This window comes from Enterobacter wuhouensis (genome assembly GCF_004331265.1).
Classification (GTDB): Bacteria; Pseudomonadota; Gammaproteobacteria; order Enterobacterales; family Enterobacteriaceae; genus Enterobacter; species Enterobacter wuhouensis.
The window spans coordinates 127,428-148,085 of the sequence record NZ_SJOO01000009.1; the positions used below are offsets into that span (position 1 = coordinate 127,428).

20 protein-coding genes and 1 pseudogene are annotated in these 20,658 nt (G+C 57.4%); 8 read left to right on the forward strand and 13 right to left on the reverse strand.

The window, feature by feature from the left end; genetic code table 11:
* Positions 1-171: 171 nt before the first annotated feature.
* A complete protein-coding gene (gene tusA / locus E0L20_RS18285; RefSeq protein WP_131635187.1) occupies positions 172-414 on the reverse strand; it encodes a sulfurtransferase TusA in 243 nt (80 codons plus the stop codon).
* A gap of 167 nt (positions 415-581) precedes the next feature.
* Here tusA and E0L20_RS18290 point away from each other — a divergent pair, with 167 nt between their 5' ends.
* Both E0L20_RS18290 and E0L20_RS18295 read left to right on the forward strand, forming a co-directional pair.
* Positions 582-1,247 carry a 7-cyano-7-deazaguanine/7-aminomethyl-7-deazaguanine transporter gene (locus tag E0L20_RS18290; protein WP_131635188.1) on the forward strand — a complete coding sequence of 222 codons (666 nt, stop codon included), beginning with the start codon at positions 582-584 and terminating at the stop codon, positions 1,245-1,247.
* A 72-nt stretch (positions 1,248-1,319) separates the two neighbouring features.
* Positions 1,320-1,877 (forward strand): DcrB family lipoprotein, encoded by a 558-nt coding sequence (locus tag E0L20_RS18295; protein WP_131635189.1) that lies wholly within the window; start codon positions 1,320-1,322, stop codon positions 1,875-1,877.
* 4 nt (positions 1,878-1,881) lie between these two features.
* On the opposite strand, the pseudogene E0L20_RS18300 reads toward E0L20_RS18295, so the two are convergent.
* Positions 1,882-3,133: pseudogene (locus tag E0L20_RS18300) on the reverse strand (MFS transporter).
* Between the two features lie 108 nt (positions 3,134-3,241).
* Between E0L20_RS18300 and E0L20_RS18305 the strand changes: the two are divergent.
* Positions 3,242-4,291 (forward strand): AI-2E family transporter, encoded by a 1,050-nt coding sequence (locus E0L20_RS18305; RefSeq protein WP_131635191.1) that lies wholly within the window; start codon positions 3,242-3,244, stop codon positions 4,289-4,291.
* Positions 4,292-4,394: 103 nt separating this feature from the next.
* Entirely contained in the window at positions 4,395-4,997 is a 603-nt protein-coding gene (gene acpT, locus E0L20_RS18310) for a 4'-phosphopantetheinyl transferase AcpT (protein WP_131635192.1), read from the forward strand.
* On the opposite strand, the gene arnF is transcribed toward acpT, so the two are convergent.
* The 8 genes from arnF to E0L20_RS18350 all read right to left on the reverse strand — a co-directional run bounded on the left by arnF (position 4,948) and on the right by E0L20_RS18350 (position 13,278).
* Positions 4,948-5,352: a 4-amino-4-deoxy-L-arabinose-phosphoundecaprenol flippase subunit ArnF gene (arnF, locus tag E0L20_RS18315; RefSeq protein WP_131635193.1), complete on the reverse strand. Its 405-nt coding sequence runs from the start codon at positions 5,350-5,352 to the stop codon at positions 4,948-4,950. The two genes, acpT and arnF, sit on opposite strands and share 50 nt — an antisense overlap.
* Positions 5,349-5,687: a 4-amino-4-deoxy-L-arabinose-phosphoundecaprenol flippase subunit ArnE gene (gene arnE, locus E0L20_RS18320; protein ID WP_131635194.1), complete on the reverse strand. Its 339-nt coding sequence runs from the start codon at positions 5,685-5,687 to the stop codon at positions 5,349-5,351. The genes arnF and arnE overlap by 4 nt, the downstream gene beginning before the upstream one ends.
* Positions 5,684-7,339: a lipid IV(A) 4-amino-4-deoxy-L-arabinosyltransferase gene (gene arnT / locus E0L20_RS18325; protein WP_131635195.1), complete on the reverse strand. Its 1,656-nt coding sequence runs from the start codon at positions 7,337-7,339 to the stop codon at positions 5,684-5,686. The genes arnE and arnT overlap by 4 nt, the downstream gene beginning before the upstream one ends.
* Entirely contained in the window at positions 7,336-8,238 is a 903-nt protein-coding gene (gene arnD / locus E0L20_RS18330) for a 4-deoxy-4-formamido-L-arabinose-phosphoundecaprenol deformylase (protein WP_131635196.1), read from the reverse strand. The genes arnT and arnD overlap by 4 nt, the downstream gene beginning before the upstream one ends.
* Positions 8,235-10,217, reverse strand: a complete 1,983-nt coding sequence (arnA, locus tag E0L20_RS18335; protein WP_131635197.1) for a bifunctional UDP-4-amino-4-deoxy-L-arabinose formyltransferase/UDP-glucuronic acid oxidase ArnA — start codon at positions 10,215-10,217, stop codon at positions 8,235-8,237. Before arnA ends, arnD begins: the two co-directional genes overlap by 4 nt.
* Positions 10,214-11,197, reverse strand: a complete 984-nt coding sequence (arnC, locus tag E0L20_RS18340; RefSeq protein ID WP_131635239.1) for an undecaprenyl-phosphate 4-deoxy-4-formamido-L-arabinose transferase — start codon at positions 11,195-11,197, stop codon at positions 10,214-10,216. Before arnC ends, arnA begins: the two co-directional genes overlap by 4 nt.
* Before the next feature lies 1 nt (position 11,198).
* Positions 11,199-12,338, reverse strand: coding sequence for a UDP-4-amino-4-deoxy-L-arabinose aminotransferase (gene arnB, locus E0L20_RS18345; protein WP_131635198.1), 1,140 nt, complete (start codon positions 12,336-12,338; stop codon positions 11,199-11,201).
* Between the two features lie 433 nt (positions 12,339-12,771).
* Positions 12,772-13,278, reverse strand: a complete 507-nt coding sequence (locus E0L20_RS18350; protein WP_131635199.1) for a phenolic acid decarboxylase — start codon at positions 13,276-13,278, stop codon at positions 12,772-12,774.
* Positions 13,279-13,377: 99 nt separating this feature from the next.
* Here E0L20_RS18350 and E0L20_RS18355 point away from each other — a divergent pair, with 99 nt between their 5' ends.
* Both E0L20_RS18355 and E0L20_RS18360 read left to right on the forward strand, forming a co-directional pair.
* On the forward strand, positions 13,378-14,238 hold the full coding sequence (locus E0L20_RS18355; protein WP_131635200.1) for a LysR family transcriptional regulator: 861 nt from the start codon (positions 13,378-13,380) through the stop codon (positions 14,236-14,238).
* A 54-nt stretch (positions 14,239-14,292) separates the two neighbouring features.
* Positions 14,293-15,087, forward strand: a complete 795-nt coding sequence (locus E0L20_RS18360; protein ID WP_131635240.1) for an SDR family NAD(P)-dependent oxidoreductase — start codon at positions 14,293-14,295, stop codon at positions 15,085-15,087.
* A 6-nt stretch (positions 15,088-15,093) separates the two neighbouring features.
* On the opposite strand, the gene E0L20_RS18365 is transcribed toward E0L20_RS18360, so the two are convergent.
* Complete coding sequence (locus tag E0L20_RS18365; protein ID WP_131635201.1) at positions 15,094-15,621, reverse strand: NlpC/P60 family protein; 528 nt, start codon at positions 15,619-15,621, stop codon at positions 15,094-15,096.
* 239 nt (positions 15,622-15,860) lie between these two features.
* Between E0L20_RS18365 and E0L20_RS18370 the strand changes: the two genes are divergently transcribed.
* Positions 15,861-16,523 (forward strand): HAD family hydrolase, encoded by a 663-nt coding sequence (locus tag E0L20_RS18370; RefSeq protein ID WP_131635202.1) that lies wholly within the window; start codon positions 15,861-15,863, stop codon positions 16,521-16,523.
* 60 nt (positions 16,524-16,583) lie between these two features.
* Here the strand turns inward: E0L20_RS18370 and E0L20_RS18375 are convergent, their stop codons facing one another.
* Both E0L20_RS18375 and E0L20_RS18380 read right to left on the reverse strand, forming a co-directional pair.
* Positions 16,584-17,609: a TerC/Alx family metal homeostasis membrane protein gene (locus tag E0L20_RS18375; RefSeq protein WP_131635203.1), complete on the reverse strand. Its 1,026-nt coding sequence runs from the start codon at positions 17,607-17,609 to the stop codon at positions 16,584-16,586.
* A 103-nt stretch (positions 17,610-17,712) separates the two neighbouring features.
* Positions 17,713-18,912, reverse strand: coding sequence for a BaiN/RdsA family NAD(P)/FAD-dependent oxidoreductase (locus tag E0L20_RS18380; RefSeq protein ID WP_131635204.1), 1,200 nt, complete (start codon positions 18,910-18,912; stop codon positions 17,713-17,715).
* Between the two features lie 228 nt (positions 18,913-19,140).
* Between E0L20_RS18380 and pitA the strand changes: the two genes are divergently transcribed.
* Positions 19,141-20,640: an inorganic phosphate transporter PitA gene (gene pitA, locus E0L20_RS18385; protein ID WP_131635205.1), complete on the forward strand. Its 1,500-nt coding sequence runs from the start codon at positions 19,141-19,143 to the stop codon at positions 20,638-20,640.
* Positions 20,641-20,658 lie beyond the last annotated feature (18 nt).

Consider the following 20,658-nt stretch of genomic DNA (forward strand, 5'->3'; position numbering starts at 1 on the left):
TGAGGTAAGCGTTAAAACGGCGTTTTATTTTTATACGCTTAAAAATTAGACTACGGCTGGAAAAGCGGAGGTGAAGCGCCTCACAAAAGCGCGAAATTTTGAAACGATGGTTTAGAAAGGTTTTCTCCCTCTCCCCGTGGGAGAGGGTCGGGTTAAGTCATCTTGCCGGACTTATCCCTTACGGATCACATACCGATACGGCAACGCGTCCGTTTCCTGCGCCACCAGCTCGTGTTCCATAAACGTACAAAAACCGGGAATATCGCGGGTGGTGGCCGGATCGTCGGCGATAATCAGCAGCGTTTCGCCGGTCTGCATGTTGCGCACGGTTTTGCGCACCATCATTACCGGCTCCGGGCAGCGGAGGCCCTGGGCGTCAAGGGTGTGGTCTGGGCTGGTAAACAGGTCGGTCATGGGCTTCTCGATGATAATAAAACGGCTGTAGTTTACGCCCCGCCAGCGTCAAAGCAAACCAGGTTAACGATTGCGTGAAAATCAACCATTGCAAAGACGAATGAAAGCAGTATCATGCAGCCGATTTTATTGGGTTCCCTCACCCCAACTCTCAAAAAGGTCACAATATGACGCAGTTTTCCCAATCGCAGCGCGTAAAAGCGTTGTTCTGGCTATCGCTTTTTCATCTGCTGGTGATCACCTCCAGCAACTATCTGGTGCAGCTCCCAATCTCCATTTTTGGTTTCCATACCACCTGGGGCGCGTTCAGTTTTCCGTTTATTTTCCTCGCCACCGATTTGACCGTGCGTATCTTTGGCGCACCGCTGGCGCGCCGCATTATCTTCGCGGTGATGCTCCCGGCGCTGTTTATCTCCTACGGCATCTCTTCCCTGTTTTACATGGGAAGCTGGCAGGGCTTTGAGGCGCTGATGCACTTCAACCTGTTTGTTGCCCGTATCGCCGCCGCCAGCTTTATGGCCTACGCCCTGGGGCAAATCCTCGACGTACACGTCTTTAATCGCCTGCGTCAGAACCACCGCTGGTGGATGGCGCCAACGGCCTCCACGCTGTTCGGTAACGTGAGCGATACGCTGGCCTTCTTCTTCATCGCCTTCTGGCGCAGCCCGGATGCCTTTATGGCCGAACACTGGATGGAGATCGCCCTGGTGGACTACTGCTTTAAGGTGCTTATCAGCATTGCGTTCTTCCTGCCGATGTACGGCGTGCTGTTGAATATGCTGCTGAAAAGACTGGCAGATAAATCTGAAATCACGGCATTGCAGGCAGGTTAAGGGTTCGCTTTATCAGTTGTGATAAGATGGGCGAATGAGCCGCTATGGCCGTTTATCGAAAGGAAGAAGTCAATGCGCAATCTGGTTAAATATGTCGGGATTGGCCTGCTGGTTGTTGGCCTTGCAGCCTGTGATAACAGCGACACCAAAACGCCTGCTCAGGGCGCGTCTGCAGAGAGCAACGCGACCGGTCAGCCGGTGAGCCTGCTGGACGGCAAACTCAGTTTCTCTCTGCCGGCAGATATGACCGACCAGAGCGGCAAGCTGGGTACGCAGGCGAACAACATGCACGTCTATTCCGATGCTACGGGTCAGAAAGCCGTGATTGTGATTGTGGGCGACGACACCAGCGAAGAGCTGGGCGTGCTGTCTAAACGCCTTGAAGATCAGCAGCGCAGCCGCGACCCGCAGCTGCAGGTCGTGACCAACAAGTCCATCGAACTGAAAGGCCATACCCTGCAACAGCTGGACAGCATCATCTCCGCCAAGGGCCAGACCGCATACTCATCCGTGGTGCTGGGCAAAGTGGATAACAAGCTGCTGACCATCCAGATCACCCTGCCAGCAGACGATCAGCAGAAAGCGCAGACCGCAGCTGAAAACATCATCAACACCCTCGTCATTCAGTAACGCTTCACGAGGATGACGTGGCCTCCGGCGCTTGCGCCGGGGGCCATTTTTTTAACCGCCACGTCAGCATCAACGCAATCGCCACCAGCCCCGCCGACGCAAGGTAGATAACCGGCACCCCCGCCCAGGCCATCACCAGCCCGGCCAGCGGCCCGGTAATGCCCAACGACATATCCATAAACACGGTGTAGGTTGCCAGCGCAGAGCCCTGGTTTTGCTGCGGCACGGCCTTCACCGCTACTACGCCCAGCGCCGGGAAGACCAGCGAGAAGCCTGCGCCTGCGAGGAACACCCCGATTTTCGCCATCCAGGGCGCGCTGGCGATACCGGTGAGCAGCAGCCCAACGATTTCGACGGCAAAGCAGATCATGGCGACGTTCAGCCCGCCCAGGCGATTAATTCCGTTCGGGAACAGCAGGCGTGCGCCCACAAACGCGCAGCTAAACAGCGTTAAGGCAAAGGCCGCGCCGTCCCAGCCTTTCGCATCGTAGAAAAGGGTTATGAAGGTGGCAATCACGCCGAAGCCCGTGGAGGCAAGTGCGAGCGCCATACCGTAGGGCCAGACGCGCCCGAGCACCGCGCGAAACGGCAGCGGCTTGCCCTTGCTGGCCTTCACCTTCGGACGCGGCAGCGCCAGCAGGATCGCCAGCAGCGCAACGGCCATAACGGTGATGGACAGGCCGTACAATCCACCATACGCATAACACACCACGCCCAGCGGCGCGCCGATCGCCATCGCGCCGTAGGTCACAATCCCGTTCCACGAGATCACCCTGCCGATATGCGGTGCGCCCACGACGCCCACGCCCCACAGCGTTGAGCCGGTGCCCGCGAGGCTTTGCCCGACGCCCAGAATCACGCGTCCCAGGCACAGCAGCGTCAGGCTAACCAGCGGCCAGTGGCCAGCGGTGGCCGCCAGAAAGTAGCTCAGCCCGCTCAGAAAACAGCCGCAAAGCCCCACGACGACAATGCTTTTTGGACCAAAGAGATCGGCATAGCGACCGGAATGGGGGCGGCTCATCAGGGTGGCGAAATACTGCAGGCTGATCACCAGCCCCGCCCAGAAGGCGCTATAGCCCATCACGTCGTGGACGTACCCCGGCAGGACCGCCAGCGGCAGGCCAATCGTCAGATAGCTGGCAAAATTAAAAATAACGACGGAGACAATGCGCAGATTGAGGCGTAATCCGCTCAGCGCCGGTTCGGCGGCAGGTTCGGGCATGGGTTATACCTGGATTTTTACAACAGTGTTTCACTATTACCACGACCGGATGAGAAAATCAGCAGTGACTTTCAGAATAGCCGCCCAGACGAAGCGGAGCCCGCGCACTACACTTAACGGGCTAACTCACTAAGGAAAAAGCATGATACCCAACCAGACCGACAAAGCAGGTCTTCACATCCTCTTAAAACTCGCCTGCCTTGTGGTTATCCTCGCGGGTATCCATGCTGCCGCCGACATAATCGTTCAGCTCCTGCTGGCGCTCTTTTTCGCCATTGTCCTCAACCCGCTGGTGACCTGGTTTTTGCGCCGGGGCGTCAGCCGCCCGGTGGCGATCACCATTGTGGTTATCGTCATGCTGATCGTCCTGACGGCGCTGTTTGGCGTGCTCGCCGCCTCCCTGAGCGAGTTCTCGACCATGCTGCCGCAGTACAACAAAGAGCTCACCCGCAAGCTGGTTGATTTGCAGGAGATGATGCCGTTTATCAACCTGCATATTTCGCCAGAACGGATGCTGCGCAGGATGGACTCCGAGAAGGTGATGACCTACGCCACCACGCTGATGACCGGCCTTTCCGGCGCGATGGCCAGCATTCTGCTGCTGGTGATGACCGTCGTGTTTATGCTGTTTGAAGTCCGTCATGTTCCCTACAAACTGCGCTTTGCACTCAACAATCCGCAGATCCACATTGCAGGTTTACACCGTGCACTGAAGGGCGTCTCGAAGTATCTGGCGCTCAAAACGCTATTAAGCCTGTGGACCGGCGTCATCGTCTGGCTGGGGCTGGTGCTGCTGGACGTGCAGTTCGCGCTGATGTGGGGCGTGCTGGCGTTCCTCCTGAACTATGTGCCAAACATCGGGGCGGTGCTCTCCGCCGTGCCGCCGATGATCCAGGCGTTCCTGTTCAATGGGTTTTACGAATGTATGCTGGTGGGCGCGCTGTTCCTTGTCGTGCATATGGTGCTGGGCAATATCCTTGAGCCGCGCATGATGGGGCACCGTCTGGGGATGTCCACGCTGGTGGTGTTTCTGTCGTTACTGGTGTGGGGATGGCTGCTGGGGCCGGTGGGGATGCTGCTTTCCGTCCCGCTCACCAGCGTCTGTAAAATCTGGATGGAGACCACCAAAGGCGGCAGCAAGCTGGCGATACTGCTCGGACCAGGGCGTCCGAAGAGCCGATTGCCGGGGTAATTGCCTCCCACGGTTAGCTATTATCAGTATCAATGGATTATAGTAATGGTTTCGCTGCGCAACTTTGCGGCTCTCTCTGTTTTGACTGAAGGCCAGACGTTATATGTACCAGGTTTTTCTGGGAAAAATCTCCTCGCTGAGCACCGATCGTTGGGCCGAGGCCCTCTCCCGACACGCTCCGGAAGGCGCGCGCCGCGCCCGCTGGCTGGCCGGTCGCGGTTTGCTTTCACGTCTCTTATCCCCCCGGCCCTTGCCAGAGATTGTTTACAGCGAACAGGGAAAGCCCGGCTTTGCCAATGATTACCCGCTGTGGTTTAGCGTTAGCCAGTGTGAAGACGATATTGCGCTGATCGTCAGCGATGAAGGGAGCGTAGGCTGCTCGCTGGAGCAGATCCGCCACCAGGACAACTGGCGCACGCTCGCCAATGCCGTTTTCAGCAATGCCGAACATCGCGAGCTGGAACATGAGACGCCGGAAAGCCAGCTGGACGCATTCTGGCGCATCTGGACGCGGAAAGAGGCCATTGTTAAACAGCGCGGCGCGCACGCCTGGCAAATCGTCAGCTTTGATAGCGCTGCCAGCGAACTCCATACGGTCAGCCAGTGTCAGGTGGGATCGCTGAGCCTTGCGGTTTGCACCGCCACGCCCTTTGAGCTTACGACGTCCCGGGTCCATTCCCCTGACGAGGCGCTGGCCGGAAGATAGTCAGTACGCCAAGAATGATAAATCCAACCCCCGCCAGCCCGAGCCAGGAGAAGCGATCTCCAGAGCCGGGCAGCAGGATAGACGTTCCCCACACCAGGATGTAGCTGAGGCTCAGCAGGGCATAGGCTTTGCTGAGCGCCATCCGGTGCAGGGCCAGATACCAACACCCCATCGACGCCACGTATCCCATCAGCCCCAGCAGCAGCGCGCCGGTACCCGGTGAGAAATGCAGCAGCGCGGAGATAAACGCGTAAACGTCGCCGACGGGCGGCAGCGCCACCATGGCAGAGCGCAGCAGCAGCTGTGCCACGCTGACCAGCCCGACGCTGCACAAGGCCCAGAACGCACCCTTCACAGGCTTCCTCCCAGCAGGATAATCCCGATGATGATAAACCCGACGCCCAGCCAGTGGTGCGGGGCGACCTTTTCATGCCAGATGGCTTTCGCCGCCAGCGTGACCCAGACAAAATTGAGGCTCAGCATCGGGTAGGCAATCCCGACGGGAAGCTGCTGCAACACCGCCAGCCAGACCAGCATACCGCAGCCGAGCGCCAGCAGGGCCAGACCAAGCCACAGCATGATATGCGCGCTACGCCGTCCGGCTTTCGCCGGACGCGTCGCCTGTTTCTGGCACAGCTGCCCCGCGCAGCTCAGCAGGCTTGCCAGTATCAGCCCGATCCAGGTCATCACTGCGGCAGATACTGCAGGTAGGCCAGACGCCCCTGAACGTACAGGCTATCCGGTTTGGGCAGGTTTGCGCGCTCAAGGTCGTCGTTTTTCGACAGCAGGATCACCAGCGATATTGTCCCCTGCTGACGATGCTCATCCAGCCACTGCGTGAAATCCGCTTTGCCCACAAAACGCCCCTTTACGTCCGGGAAGTCCAGACCGTAGCGCAGTTCGCCGCTCTGGCCGAACAGAATGATGTCATTGCGCTTTAGCTCCCACGCAAGCCCCGACGCCAGCCCCACGTTATTGGCGAGGACGAAGGTGCTCTGCGCCAACGGGGAACGCACGGTATCCACCAGCGACTGCGGCTGTTTTGAATCCACCACCAGGTTGGGGATGGCAAACCCAATCAGCAGGGCAAGACCGGCCGGACACAGCGCCGCCAGCCACCATCGCTGCGGGCTTCGTTTAAGCGTAAACCAGCCCACGGCAGCCCAGATGAGGAAAGCCACGACCGCACAGAAGACTTTATACAGCTCGACCGACGTCCAGACCGGATGTTTGGTTAGCCCCCACGGCGAGACGACCAGCGCGGCTATCACGCCAATCGCCCCGAACGCCAGGTTGATGCCGCCGTTTAGACGCAGCACTTTTGCCCCTTTATCCGCCGCGCTGACGGCATAGCGGGCCATCAGGATCGCCAGCGGCGCGAAGCACGGCAGGATATAGGTTGGCAGCTTACCTTTGGCAATGCTGAAGAAAATCAGCGGCATCACCACCCAGCCGAGCAGGTATATCCCGCCGCCCGCGTGGTGACGCTCGCGCCAGCCCAGACGCAGTGCGCCCGGCAATAGCGCCAGCCACGGCAAACTGCCTGCAATCAGGAACGGCAGGTAATACCAGAACGGCGCTTTATGCTGGGCGTCGCTCTGGGCGAAGCGCTGAATATGTTCAACCCAGAAGAAGTAGCGCCAGAAATCCGGTTCGCGATGGGCAATCGCCAGCCCCCAGGGCAGAACGATTAACACGCAGCTCAGGATCGCCAGCCAGCCAAATATCAGCACCTCTTTCCAGCGCTTCTGCGCTATCACCCACGGCAGCACGCTAATCACCGGAACCGCCAGCGCCAGGAAACCTTTGGTCATCACGCCCATACCGCAGGCAAGACCAAGCAGCACGTAGCCCCCCGCCTTTCCGGCTACCGTTTTGGATTGCGAAGCCAGCCAGAAGCTGCACATGGCGGCTACCAGCCACAGGGTGATAATAGGATCCAGTACCGCATAGGTGCCGATGCCGTAGACGAGGAAAAGCGTCAGGAAGATAAGGCCGGAGAAGATCGCCACGCGCTTATCCTGCCAGAGACGCCAGGCCATCCAGATAACCAGCAGCGCCGTTAGCCCGGTAGAGAAAATTACCCCCGTGCGCACGGCAAAATTGGTCTCGCCAAAAAGCAGCTGCCCGATGCTGTTGATCCAGTAGCCGGCAATCGGCTTTTCAAAGTAGCGCAGCCCCAGGAAGTGCGGGACAACCCAGTCTCCCGACGCCAGCATTTCGCGGCTGATCTCCGCATAACGCGTCTCATCAGGCTGCCATAGCAGGCGGATATCGACCGGAATTACGTAGTAAACGATAAACAGTGCGAGAAGCGCTACGCCATAACGGGCTGTTTTCATGATACCGGGCTCACGGTTTGTTGATAGCCAAGCCAGCCTTCCCGGCCAGCGATTTCATTGCGCACAATTTTGCCCACGGGCAGCGTGCTGAGATCGTCCGGCAATAGTTCGCTGAGCGTGCAGAACTGAATGCCCTCTTCTGCCGCCATCGTCAGCAGCGCGTCAAAATCATGCTGATAGGCGATCCCTTCAACTTCGGCGTGGATCGTATACACCGGCGTCCCCTCATCGCGGTGGATGCGGTCCAGAATATAGCGGTTAAATCCCTCGGCGCTCACCTCGCGTCCAACCACTTCATCCCAGGTCGGTAGCGTGACCGGGATTTGCACCGCACCCAGCCTGCTTTCCCCTATTTGCGGTAAAAACGGGCCGGTACCGCGGCAATCGCTGTTATAGCGAAACGCGAACGGCTCCTTGGCCTTAACCACCCGCTGATCGGCACGCCAGCCCGCCACGGCAGAGCAGGTCACGGGCTGGCGGATAATGGCTTCAAGCTCCATCACCCCGCGCTCCACTTCACGCGTCAGGCGCGGAATATCCCAGACGCCAGCCCAGGCCTGCCAGGCATGGTGATCCCAGGCATGCAGCCCGATTTCATGATGCTGCGCCGCGTCGCGGAGAATATCTTCATTCCCCGCGCCGATGCGCCTGCCGGGCCAGGCGGTACCGGCCAACAGAATATCCCAGCCGTAGAGGGATGCCGCGCGCGAGCGCAGCATTTTGAACAGAAAGGCCGGTTTAACCAGACGCCACAGGTGGCGTCCCATGTTGTCTGGCCCCACGCTGAAGAAAATGCTGGCGCGCACGTCGTGCTTGCTCAGCAGTTCCAGCAGCCTGGGCACGCCGTCACGCGTCCCCCGGAAGGTGTCGACATCAATGCGTAAACCGACTTTTTTCATGAGGACTGTTCCGACAGCTCCACGGTGCGCAGGAAGAAATCGAGCGTTTCATCAATGGTCTGATCCATCTTAACGGTTGGCGTCCAGTTCAGGCAGCGCTTCGCGTTGCGGATGCTTGGCTTACGGTGCTCAACGTCCTGATAGCCTTTTCCGTAGTAGCTGCTGCTTTCCACTTCACGGAAGCCGGCAAACGGCGGGAACTTGTCGCGCAGCGGATGGCGCTCAAAGCTCGCCAGCAGCATCTCGGCCAGTTCACGAATGCTCGCTTCGTTTTCCGGGTTACCGATGTTGACGATCTGGCCGTTACAGCGGTTGTCTTTGTTTTCGATGATGCGGAACAGCGCTTCGATACCGTCGCTGATATCGGTAAAGCAGCGCTTCTGCTTGCCGCCTTCGATGAGCTTGATCGGCGAGCCTTCTACCAGGTTCAGGATCAGCTGGGTGATGGCGCGCGAGCTGCCGATACGCGCCGCGTTGAGGTTATCCAGACGCGGGCCCATCCAGTTAAACGGACGGAACAGGGTAAAGCGCAGCCCCTCTTTCTCGCCGTAGGCCCAGATGACGCGATCCAACAGCTGCTTGGAAACGGAGTAGATCCAGCGCTGTTTGTTAATCGGCCCTACCACCAGGTTGGAGGTATCTTCATCGAAGTTGTTGTCGGTACACATGCCGTACACTTCGGAGGTGGACGGGAAGATGATGCGCTTATCGTATTTCACGCAGTCGCGGATAATCTTCAGGTTCTCTTCGAAGTCCAGCTCGAACACGCGCAGCGGGTTACGGGTGTACTCAATCGGCGTGGCAATGGCGACCAGCGGCAGCACTACGTCGCATTTCTTAATGTGGTATTCGATCCATTCCGAGTGGATGCTGATATCCCCTTCCACGAAGTGGAAGCGCGGGTTCTCCAGGAAGCGGCTGATGGCGTCAGAGCCAATATCCAGGCCGTAAATTTCGTAGTTATCGTCCTTCAGCAGGCGTTCGGTCAGGTGATTACCGATAAAGCCGTTCACGCCGAGGATCAGCACCCGCGTGCGGCGCTTGATCGCCACCACCGGCGCGCTGGTGATCAGCGCGCCCGCCACCAGACCCAGAGACTGCGCCAGCTGGGTACCCTGCACGTACAGGCCATTGTCGGTTTGTCCGGTGACAATCTCCAGCGCCTGCTCGCCGCAGCTCACAATCATTGGCGAGACGGACACCACGGTGCCCGGCCTGGCGGCAGGAATGTCGTCACGCACGCGTGATTTCCAGACGATAAATTTGCTTACGCCCGCATAGCTGTACGCGCCCGGCCACGGATCGGTCACGGCGCGGACCAGGTTGTGCAGCTGACGCGCCGGTTTGTTCCAGTCCAGACGGCCATCTTCTGGCGTACGGCGGCCAAAGCAGCTTGCCAGGCTCTCATCCTGTGCGGTTTCGCTGAAGGTGCCGCTAAGAATTGCCGGCAGCGCGTCGCGAAGCAGCGCGTGTGCCGCCGCATTCAGCTTGTGGTGCAGCTGGAGCGCGGTTTCATCGGCATCGATAGCCACTTTTTGCTGCGCCACGATAGCGCCCGCATCGGCGCGGCGCACCATACGGTGCAGGGTGACGCCGGTTTCGGTTTCGCCGTTCACCAGCACCCAGTTCAGCGGCGCGCGGCCACGGTAGGCGGGCAGCAGGGAACCGTGCAGGTTAAATGCGCCTTTTGCCGCCACGCTGAGGATGTCGTCACTCAGCAGATTGCGGTAGTAGAAAGAGAAAATGACATCAGGCGAAAGCTGCTGAATACGGTCCACCCACAGCGGGTGGTTCACGTCTTCCGGCGCGTACACCGGAATCCCGCGCTCTGCGGCAATACGCGCCACGGATCCGAAGAAGTTATTCTCTCCGGCAGCGTCCGGGTGGGTAAAGATGGCAGCAATATCATAGCCTGCTTCCAGCAGGGCCAGCGTGCCCGTGCACCCCATATCGTGATAGGCAAATACAACAGCTTTCATGGGTGAATTTCCTCTTGAGACGCTTTGTGTTCCTGACGGACAACACGTTGAATAAAGTAGCGCGGACGTGCGCGAACATCGTTATAGATACGGCCGATGTACTCACCGAGCAGGCCCATCCCAATAAACTGGGCGCCGATGAACATGAACAGTACGGCAAACAGCATAAAGACCCCTTCCGCCGCCCACTGGGGGCCAAAGACCAGCCGCAGCACGACCAGCAGAACGGAGAGCGCAAATCCGGCCACGGCAATGATGCTGCCGAAGACGCTCAGCAGACGCAGCGGCGTGGTGGTCAGGCAGGTGATCAGGTCGTACATCAGGTTGATGAGACGCATAAAGCTGTACTTCGACTCGCCGTGCTCGCGCTCGGCGTGCAGCACCGGGATCTCCGTCGCCTTACGGGCAAAGGTGTTTGCCAGAATAGGAATGAAGGTGCTGCGTTCGTGGCAGTGCAGCATCGCATCGATAATGTGGCGGCGATAGGCGCGCAGCATGCAGCCGTAATCGCCCATCGCTTTACCGGTGGTACGCTGAATCAGTCGGTTAATCGTGCGCGAGGCCAGCTTGCGGAACAGGCTATCCTGGCGGTTCTGGCGTACCGTGCCGACCACGTCATAGCCTTCATCGGCTTTGGCGACCAGGCGCGGGATCTCTTCCGGCGGGTTTTGCAGATCGGCGTCCAGGGTGATAATCAGATCGCCCGTTACGTGGCTGAATCCAGCCATGATCGCCGAATGCTGGCCGTAGTTGCGGTTGAGCAGCACGGCAACGATATGGCTACCTTCCGCCTGGGCGGCTTCGGTCAGCATCATTGCGGATTCATCGCTACTGCCGTCATCCACCAGCAGAATTTCGTAAGCCTTGCCCAGGGTGTCGCAGGCGGCGGTTGTGCGGCGGATCAGTTCGGGCAGGCTTTCCTGCTCGTTATAGACCGGGATTACCACGGAAACTTTTTGTACAGGCGGTGCGCTGAACATATCAATTTCCTGCAAGCTGATGGAGTGCGGTAATGACGCGGGTTGTGTCGTCATGAGTCATGTCCGGGAAAAGAGGGAGAGAACAAATACGCGCGCTATTCCATTCAGAGTTCGGGAGCGATACATCTGGAAAACGCTCGCGGTAGTATTTTTGCGTGTGTGCCGCGCGGAAGTGCAGGCCAGTGCCGATCCCCTTCTCTTTCAGCGCCGCCATCAGGCTGTCGCGGGAGATGCCGCAGCGGGCTTCATCCACACGAATAATAAAAAGATGCCAGGCGTGCTGGTGCGGCCATGACGGAAGGGTGAGCGGCTGGAACGGCGTATCGGCAAGCTCCCGCAGGTAGCGTTCTGCGATTTCCTGACGGCGCCTGTTCGCTTCTTTCAGTTTGCCTAACTGCACCAGCGCCAGGGCGGCGTTGATATCCGCCAGGTTGTATTTGAAGCCGGGGGAGATAACCTCTGCCTGCGGCGCACGCCCGTGCGTCTGGCGATCGTAGGCATCGACGCCCAGCCCGTGAAACTTCAGGCTACGGATACGCGAAGCCAGCGCGGCGTCATCCGTCACCACTAGCCCGCCTTCGGCGCAGGTCATGTTTTTAATGGCGTGGAAAGAGAAAATCGCGGTGCCCTGCCAGCCTACGTGACGGTCGTTGTAGTAGGTTCCGGCAGCATGCGCCGCATCTTCAATCACCGGAATACCGTGGCGTTCACCGACGGCGCGAATGGCGTCGATATCGCACGGCGCGCCCGCATAGTGAACCGGAATAATCGCTTTGGTACGCGGCGTAATCGCGGCGTCGACCGCCTCCGGCGTGACCATCAGCGTGTCTTTATCCACGTCGATCATTACCGGCGTCGCGCCCAGCAGCACGATCATATTCAGCGTTGAGACCCAGGTCAGAGAGGGAGTTATCACCTCATCACCCGGGCCAATGCCCAGCGCCATCAGCGTGACGTGCATTCCTGCCGTGGCAGAGCTAACCGCAATCGCATGATGATTCCCCGTCAGCTGGCAGAATGCCTCTTCAAGCGCCTGATTTTTCGGCCCCGTGGTGATCCAACCCGACATCAAAACGTCCTGAAGCGCCGCGATTTCTTCCGCGCCCATCGACGGTCGCGAAAAAGGCAGAAAATCACTCATTATTAATTTCCTTGCTGTATATAAGGCGTCATTTTTTACTGCACTGTCAAAATGGGCAGCTCAGTCGATCATGCAAGATGGTTTTTAAATAAAGACCAAATAAAATTTAGTCGTTGCTTCATTTATGTCAACAAACCATCAACTAACGCAAAGTAGCGCGCTTTTCTTAGGAAAAAATTAAGACAGGGTTAAAGCACGATGAAGCCGGCAAGGAGGGAGGATGAAAAATGTGTTTTACAACATAGCGATAGAAGATAATTTTATTTTTGCTTTTTTTGTGAGGCGATTCACGGCAGGACGTATAGAATTTTATTTCGCTTTCATGAAAATAATAATAAACGTAAATGAAATCTCAACAAAAATAAAATCCCGGCGGATTTCGACTGAAAGACGATACCCTCCGGGAACTTTTTATTAATGTTAATTGTCGCGCTTATTTTAGATTAGCAGGGAAATCTTTTGGCAATTCGCTGGCCGCGCAGGCAATAACGCTGTCGTCGTTGGCTCCGCAGTCTCGCACGAAGGTGATGGTGGCAAATTCATCAATCACTTCTGTCGGGTACGCCGGGCCTGCATCGCGGTAGCTGTTCATCAGCGGAATATGGTCATTCTGGAAACATACCGTTTTTTCTGGATTGTTCATCACCCAGCGCGGGAAGAAGATGGTGCCGTGGAACAGGCTGTCGCCCAGGTTCACGATCAGGCTGACGTCGGTGCCGGTTGGCTCCGTCCAGGAAATTTTATAGATGCTTTCGCCTACGCGGACGATGTACGCCTGCTGATCTTTCACCCAACGGTTACCCACCAGGCCGCTGTGAATACGGTAGTCGAGGGTGTTTTCATTTTTAACGTAAATCTCGTAGTTCCAGCCGTTATCGTAGGTATAAACCAGATGTTTGCCAACGAAGCCGCTTAAATCGTGTTTATCAAAGTTGCTCATGATGTGTCTCCTTTGTGTTGATGAACGTATCGTACCCCTTCAAAAAATGAATGAATAACGCTATGTTTGAATCAAATTAATTCAAAATTTAGATATGTCATGCACAAAACAACCCTTGAGCAATGGTCATTACTGGAAAAAGTGGTCGAGGCCGGCAGCTTTGCCAAAGCGGCAGAGCAGACCAACCGGAGCCAGTCTTCCGTGAGCTACAACCTCTCTTTGCTGCAGGAACGCCTGGGCGTTGCGCTGCTGGTGGCGGAAGGACGACGGGCGGTGCTGACGCCCGCGGGAGAACTGCTGTTAAATCAGGTGAAGCCGCTGCTGAAAGCCTTCTCCTACGTCGAAACGCGAGCCGCGACGCTGAAGAGCGGCGCGCGCACCCGCATCGATCTTATGGTAGACAGTATTTTCCCGCGCCGCCGACTGTTCGCCATTTTAAGAGAGTTCCAGCAGCGCTATCCGCAGACCCAGGTGCGGCTCACCGAGGTGCTGGAAAACACGCGCGCCGACGCGCTCAATGATGAAGCCGACGTGATGGTTCTTACCCGCCGACAGGACATTACCGGCCTGGGCGAATGGCTGATGAACGTTGATTTTGTCGCCGTTGCCCATCGGGATCACCCGCTGTTCAGCCTCGATGCGCCGCTAAACGACGAGCTGCTCCGCCCGTGGCCGCTGGTTCAGATTGCGGACAGCCAGCCCGCTGCCCGCCCCGCCGGCGAGTCCTGGACGTTTTCAACCATTGATGCCGCCATCGAAGCGGTGATGTTTCAGGTGGGTTACGGCTGGCTGCCGGAAGAACGTATTCAAACCCAGCTGGAACAAGGCGTTCTGAAAACGCTGCCGCTCGGCCACGGCGTACGGCGCGCCACGCCGCTGCACCTGATCGTCAAGCGCTCCCTCGCCCCGCTGGACGATCAGGTTGAGACGCTATTGCGCCTTTTTAGCCAGGAGCCGTAACCATCAACTGCTACGCTTTAAGGTCCGAACGTTGGAAACGATAAGGACCAGATGATGAAAATCGATTTTACGGGGAAAGTGGCGCTGGTAACCGCCTCTACCGGCGGGATTGGCTTTGCCATCGCGAGGGGGCTGGCTGAAAGCGGCGCAGAGGTGATCGTGAATGGCCGCAGCACGGAGTCAGTCAACAAAGGCATCCAGCAGCTTCAGCAGGTCGTACCGGGCGTGCAGGTTCGCGCCGCCATTGCCGATCTCGGCTCGGCAGAAGGCGTTGAGTCGCTGCTGAAGGTGGCAAACAACGTCGACATTCTGGTGAATAACGCCGGGATATACGGCCCGCAGGATTTTTACGACACCGATGACGATACCTGGGAGCGCTACTGGCAGACCAACGTGATGTCCGGCGTGCGTCTCTCCCGCGCCCTGCTGCCGGGCATGGTGCAAAAAGGCTGGGGACGCGTGGTGTTTATCTCATCCGAGTCGGCCTGCAATATTCCCGCAGACATGATCCACTACGGCGTGACCAAAACCGCACAGCTCTCCCTGGCGCGCGGGCTGGCGAAGTTCGCAGCGGGGAGCGGCGTGACGGTCAACAGCGTATTGCCAGGCCCAACGATGTCGGACGGCTTCGCCGAAATGATGAAGGACGAAGTCGAGAAAACCGGCAAATCGCTGGAACAGCTGGCAAAAGAGTTTGTGATGGCTAACCGCCCAAGCTCGGTCATCCAGCGTGCCGCCACGGTAGAAGAAGTGGCCAATATGGTGGTTTATGTCTGCTCGACGCAGGCCTCCGCCACCTCCGGCGCGGCGCTGCGCGTCGACGGTGGCGTGGTGGATGACATCATCTGATGTCTGTCAGGCTGCACTGCCTGCAACCCGGCGCGCGGTGATGTAGTGCTCTTGCCAGTAATCGTCGGTCAGGGTGGACACCGTGACGCCCTGGCTGCTCGAGGCGTGAATAAACTGGCTATCACCAATGTAGACGCCTACGTGCCTGCGGTGCGGACCGGTCTGGAAGAACACCAGATCGCCCGCCTTCAAACGATACTGCGCCACCTGCACACCGCGGTGGATCTGTTCGCCCGTCGTGCGCGGCAGGTTCAAATGGGCCGCATCGCTAAACAAATGCTGCATCAGCGCAGAACAATCCACCCCATGGTGCGAGGTGCCGCCCCACTGATAGTGTGTGCCTTTCCACTTCTGATACTGGTCAAGAATGCGTGAGCGAAGCGGGCCGGTTTCCTGATGCAGCAGTGCAGCCCTGGCAGGCGATACCGCCAGCTCGCTGTTGGTCGACAGCATTGACGCGGGCAGTTGAAAACTCAACGCGGAAAAAGAGACAAAACTTAACGAGAGTATTGAAATAAGCGATCTAAGAGTCATATCAAGATAGAAGAAGCGAGTGATTTTTTCCTTACCAGTGGGGCCAATGTTCCCCTGAAATATCTTTCGATATGGCGATAATATAGGCAGCTCACTTTTCAACCAATATTTATCGAGTCTGTTTTTGGACTGCGCCGCCAGGTCGCAAGAATGAGAAAAAAATGCACCCGATTGCAGGACTGTCGGGGTAAAGCAGGTAAACTAATCAGCAGAATGTGTATTTCAGCTAAGACGTATTTATGACCAATATGATTGCCGACGAGACAGTGGCGAAATCCAACGTGCTTTCTGTCTTTGACTTTGATGGAACGCTGACGCACCACGACAGCTTTATTCCCTTCCTGCGCTTTGCTTTCGGCAAACGTTACTTCGCCGGTCGACTGGTGCGCATGGCGCTGCCAACGCTCCACTGCGTTCGCCGCAAGCTGACCCGCGACGAGCTGAAGGAGGTGTTGATTAAAACGTTCCTGACGGGCGTGGATGAACACTGGTTACGCCAGCAGGCAGAAGCCTTTTGTGAAAAATACTGGACCAGGCTGATGCGCCCTGAAGGCGTGCTGGCCGTTGCGGCTGAGGTGAATTCCGGTGCGGAAGTGACGATCTGCTCCGCTTCTCCGGCGCTGGTGCTCCAGCCGTGGGCCGATAAGCTCGGCATTAAGCTGATTGGCACGCAGCTGGAAGTGAAAAACGGCAAGCTGACCGGGCGCATCACCGGCAACAACTGCCGCTGCGCCCAGAAGGTGGCGAGGCTGGAAAAGGTGTACGGCAATCTGAACGAATACCACCTGCGCGCCTGGGGCGATACCCGCGGCGATCATGAACTGCTGGCCGCGGCGCAAGATCCGCACTGGCGTCACTTTCATCATCCGCGCAAGCGCCGGAATTCACCGATTAAGGGTTAGGTGCGGTCTGGAGCCCTCACCCCGGCCCTCTCCCACAGGGAGAGGGAGACAAACGATATATCAGGCAGTACGTTTCCCCGGGAACATCACGCTCGCGATGATCCCCAGCGCCAGTACGCCCAATACCACAAACAGGCTGGCCGTCGCGCCAATGCTGTAACCGTGATGCCAGAAGTGATCGGTGGCATTCAGCCCCAGCTTGAAGGCCACGAAGAACAGCAGCAGCACCACCGCTTTCTCCAGATGCACCAGATACTGCTTCAGCGCCTCCAGCACGAAGTACAGGGTTCGCAGGCCGAGGATGGCAAACATCATCGCGCTGTAGATAATCAGCGGCTCGCGGCTCACGGCGATAATGGCCGGTACGGAGTCAAACGCAAACATCACGTCGGAGAGTTCAACCACCGCCACACAAAGCAGCAGCGGCGTAGCGTAGCGCTTTGCCTTTTTCACGCGTCCAACCATCACGTCCTGGTTTTCCGGCTTCTCCAGCTCTGCATCGACCTCTTTCTGCGTCAGAATAAAGGCATTGCTGCTGATTTTCGGCCACACGGGATAGAAGCGCTTCACCAGACGATACGCGAGGTGTCCGGAGTAATCTTCAACTTCGTCGCTCTCTTCGTTACGCTTGAGCATCATCACCGCCGTCCAGCCGACGACCAGGGCGAAAATCACCTCGACGTACGGCCCCAGGCTCAACAGGCTGGTGCCGATCGCCACAAAAATACCGCGGAAAACAATCGCCCCCAGCACGCCCCAGTAGAGAACGCGGTGACGATACTTATCCGGCACGCCGAACCAGGCGAAGATCGCCATCATCACGAACAGGTTATCGACGGAGAGCACCTCTTCAAGCGCATAGCCGGTGAGGAACAGGCTCGCCATTTCAGCGCCGTGGTGAACATACAGGAATCCGGCGAAGGCCATCGCCATCATGACCCAGAAGATGGACCACATCGCCGCGCTTTTTAGCGAGACAGGCTTATCGTGGCGGTGCATGAAGAGGTCGATAAACATCGCCCCAACGGCCATCACGACAAAGACAACAACGGTTTCCGTCGGGAAACCGAGATGAGCAGCAGACATACACAACCCTTTTTTGGAGGCAAAACACAGCACCATGCAGACTGGCCGGAGCCAGTAGAGAAAAGCGTACCTTTAAGAAAAGCGGCACGCTAAAAAATCAATATTAACCGTTCTTTTCTGCCAGCGCCTGCGCACACGCCCAGGCGCTTGCCCACGCCCACTGGAAGTTATACCCGCCGAGCCAGCCGGTGACGTCCATGACTTCGCCGATGAAGTACAGCCCCGGCACGCTGCGGGCTTCCATCGTGCGCGAGGAAAGCTCGTGCGTGTCGACGCCGCCCAGCGTCACTTCCGCCGTGCGGTAGCCTTCGGTGCCGTTTGGCTGCACGCGCCAGTTCGTGAGCGTCTCGACCAGCGCGTCCTGCTCGCGACTGTTAAGCTGCTTGAGCGACACATCCGGGATCTGCCCTAGCACCTGCAAACATTCCACCAGACGCTTCGGCAGCTGCATCGCCAGCGTGTTTTTCAAACTTTGGTTCGGATGCGCCGTGCGCTGTTCGTTGAGAAACGCGTCCAGATCGCAGTTCGGCACCAGATTCACCGTAACAAACTCACCCGGCTGCCAGTAGCTGGAGATTTGCAGCACCGCCGGGCCAGAGAGGCCGCGATGGGTAAAGAGCAGGTTTTCGCGGAACACCGTACCGTCTTCGGCGGTGATGACCGAGGGAACAGAAACGCCAGAAAGCGTCTGTAGCTGTTCCAGAAGCGGTTTATGCAGCGTAAACGGCACCAGACCCGCGCGCGTTGGCAGCACCTTGAGGCCAAACTGTTCGGCAATTTTATAGCCGAACGGAGAAGCGCCAAGCCCCGGCATGGACAGGCCGCCGCTGGCGATCACCAGGCTCTCGGCGCTAACGGTTTCACCGTTTAGCTGTAGCGTATAGCCCTGCTCGTCGCGCGAAACCTCCAGCACCTCAGTGCGCAGGCGCATCGTCACGCCGCCCTTCTCGCACTCGGCCACCAGCATATCGACGATCTGCTGCGCGGAGTCGTCGCAGAACAGCTGGCCCAGGGTTTTCTCGTGCCATGCAATACCGTGCTTGCCCACCAGGTCGATGAAATCCCACTGGGTATAGCGCGCCAGAGCAGATTTACAAAAATGACGGTTCTGGCTCAAATAGGCTGCCGGTTCCACATAGAGATTAGTGAAGTTGCAGCGTCCGCCGCCCGACATCAGGATCTTGCGGCCAGGCTTTTTACCGTTATCCAGCAGCAGCACGCGACGACCCGCCTGCCCGGCCATTGCCGCACAGAACATACCCGCCGCACCGGCGCCAATTACTACGGCATCAAACCTTTCCACGTCAAAATCCTCTTGGTTAACTGCCGCGGATTGTAAAGTTTCCTCTGTGGTCACACCAGCGTAAAAAGATATTACAAAGCCATACCGTTGAAATATAAAGAATATCCTTTCAGGCACATTTCTCAAATCAGGTGGTATGTCAAAAAAAGTCTATATTTCACTTTGCCCGTTGCGCATTTGTCCTGGATAATGCGCCGCGTTCATGTCCTCAAAATGGCGTAACGTCCTATGCTACATTTGTTTGCCGGCCTGGATTTACATACCGGGCTTTTATTATTGCTTGCTCTGGTTTTTGTACTGTTTTACGAAGCGATCAACGGCTTCCACGACACTGCAAACGCAGTAGCAACGGTTATCTACACTCGCGCAATGCGATCGCAGCTTGCGGTCGTTATGGCGGCGGTATTTAACTTCTTTGGTGTCCTCCTGGGCGGACTGAGCGTTGCGTATGCGATCGTGCATATGCTGCCAACGGATCTGCTTCTTAACGTTAGTTCTGGCCATGGCCTTGCTATGGTGTTCTCAATGCTGCTTGCTGCAATTATCTGGAACCTCGGTACCTGGTATTTCGGCCTGCCTGCATCCAGTTCTCACACCCTCATCGGCGCGATTATCGGTATCGGATTAACGAATGCCCTGATGACCGGCACGTCCGTCGTTGACGCACTTAACATCCCAAAAGTTGTTGGGATTTTCGCTTCTCTGATCATCTCCCCTATCGTGGGTTTGGTGGTTGCAGGTGGTTTGATTTTCATCCTGCGTCGCTACTGGAGCAATACCAAAAAACGCTCCCGTATTCACCTGACGCCAGCAGAACGTGAGAAGAAAGACGGCAAGAAAAAGCCGCCGTTCTGGACACGTATTGCCCTGATCATTTCCGCTATCGGCGTGGCGTTTTCACACGGTGCGAACGACGGTCAGAAAGGCATTGGTCTGGTCATGCTGGTACTGATTGGTGTCGCACCGGCAGGCTTCGTGGTTAACATGAATGCGTCCGGTTATGAAATCACCCGTACCCGTGATGCGGTCAACAACGTCGAAATCTACTTCCAGCAGCACCCTGAGCTGTTGAAGAAAGCGACCGGCGTTGACCAGCTGATCCCTTCTCCGGAAGCCGGCGCTACCACTGCACCGGGCGAGTTCCACTGCCATCCGGCAAACGCGATTAACGCGCTGGAACGTGCGAAAGGTATGCTGGGCGATATCGAAAGCTACGACAAGCTGGCCGTTGAACAGCGTGGGCAGTTGCGTCGTATTATGCTCTGCATCTCTGACGTGACCGATAAGGTCGCGAAGCTGCCGGAAGTCAGCGCTGACGATCAGCGTCTGCTGAAGAAACTGAAAGGCGATATGCTCAATACTATCGAGTACGCGCCAATCTGGATCATCATGGCGGTCGCGCTGGCGCTGGGTATCGGTACGATGATTGGCTGGCGTCGTGTGGCAACCACCATCGGCGAGAAGATTGGTAAGAAAGGCATGACGTATGCGCAGGGTATGTCCGCGCAGATGACGGCGGCCGTTTCCATCGGTCTGGCGAGCTACACCGGCATGCCGGTATCCACCACCCACGTACTCTCCTCGTCCGTGGCAGGTACCATGATTGTTGACGGCGGCGGTCTGCAGCGCAAAACCGTGACCAACATTCTGATGGCCTGGGTGTTTACTCTTCCGGCCTCTATCCTGCTGTCTGGCAGCTTGTACTGGCTTTCGCTGAAGCTGATTTAATCGGTTGAAGGCGACAAA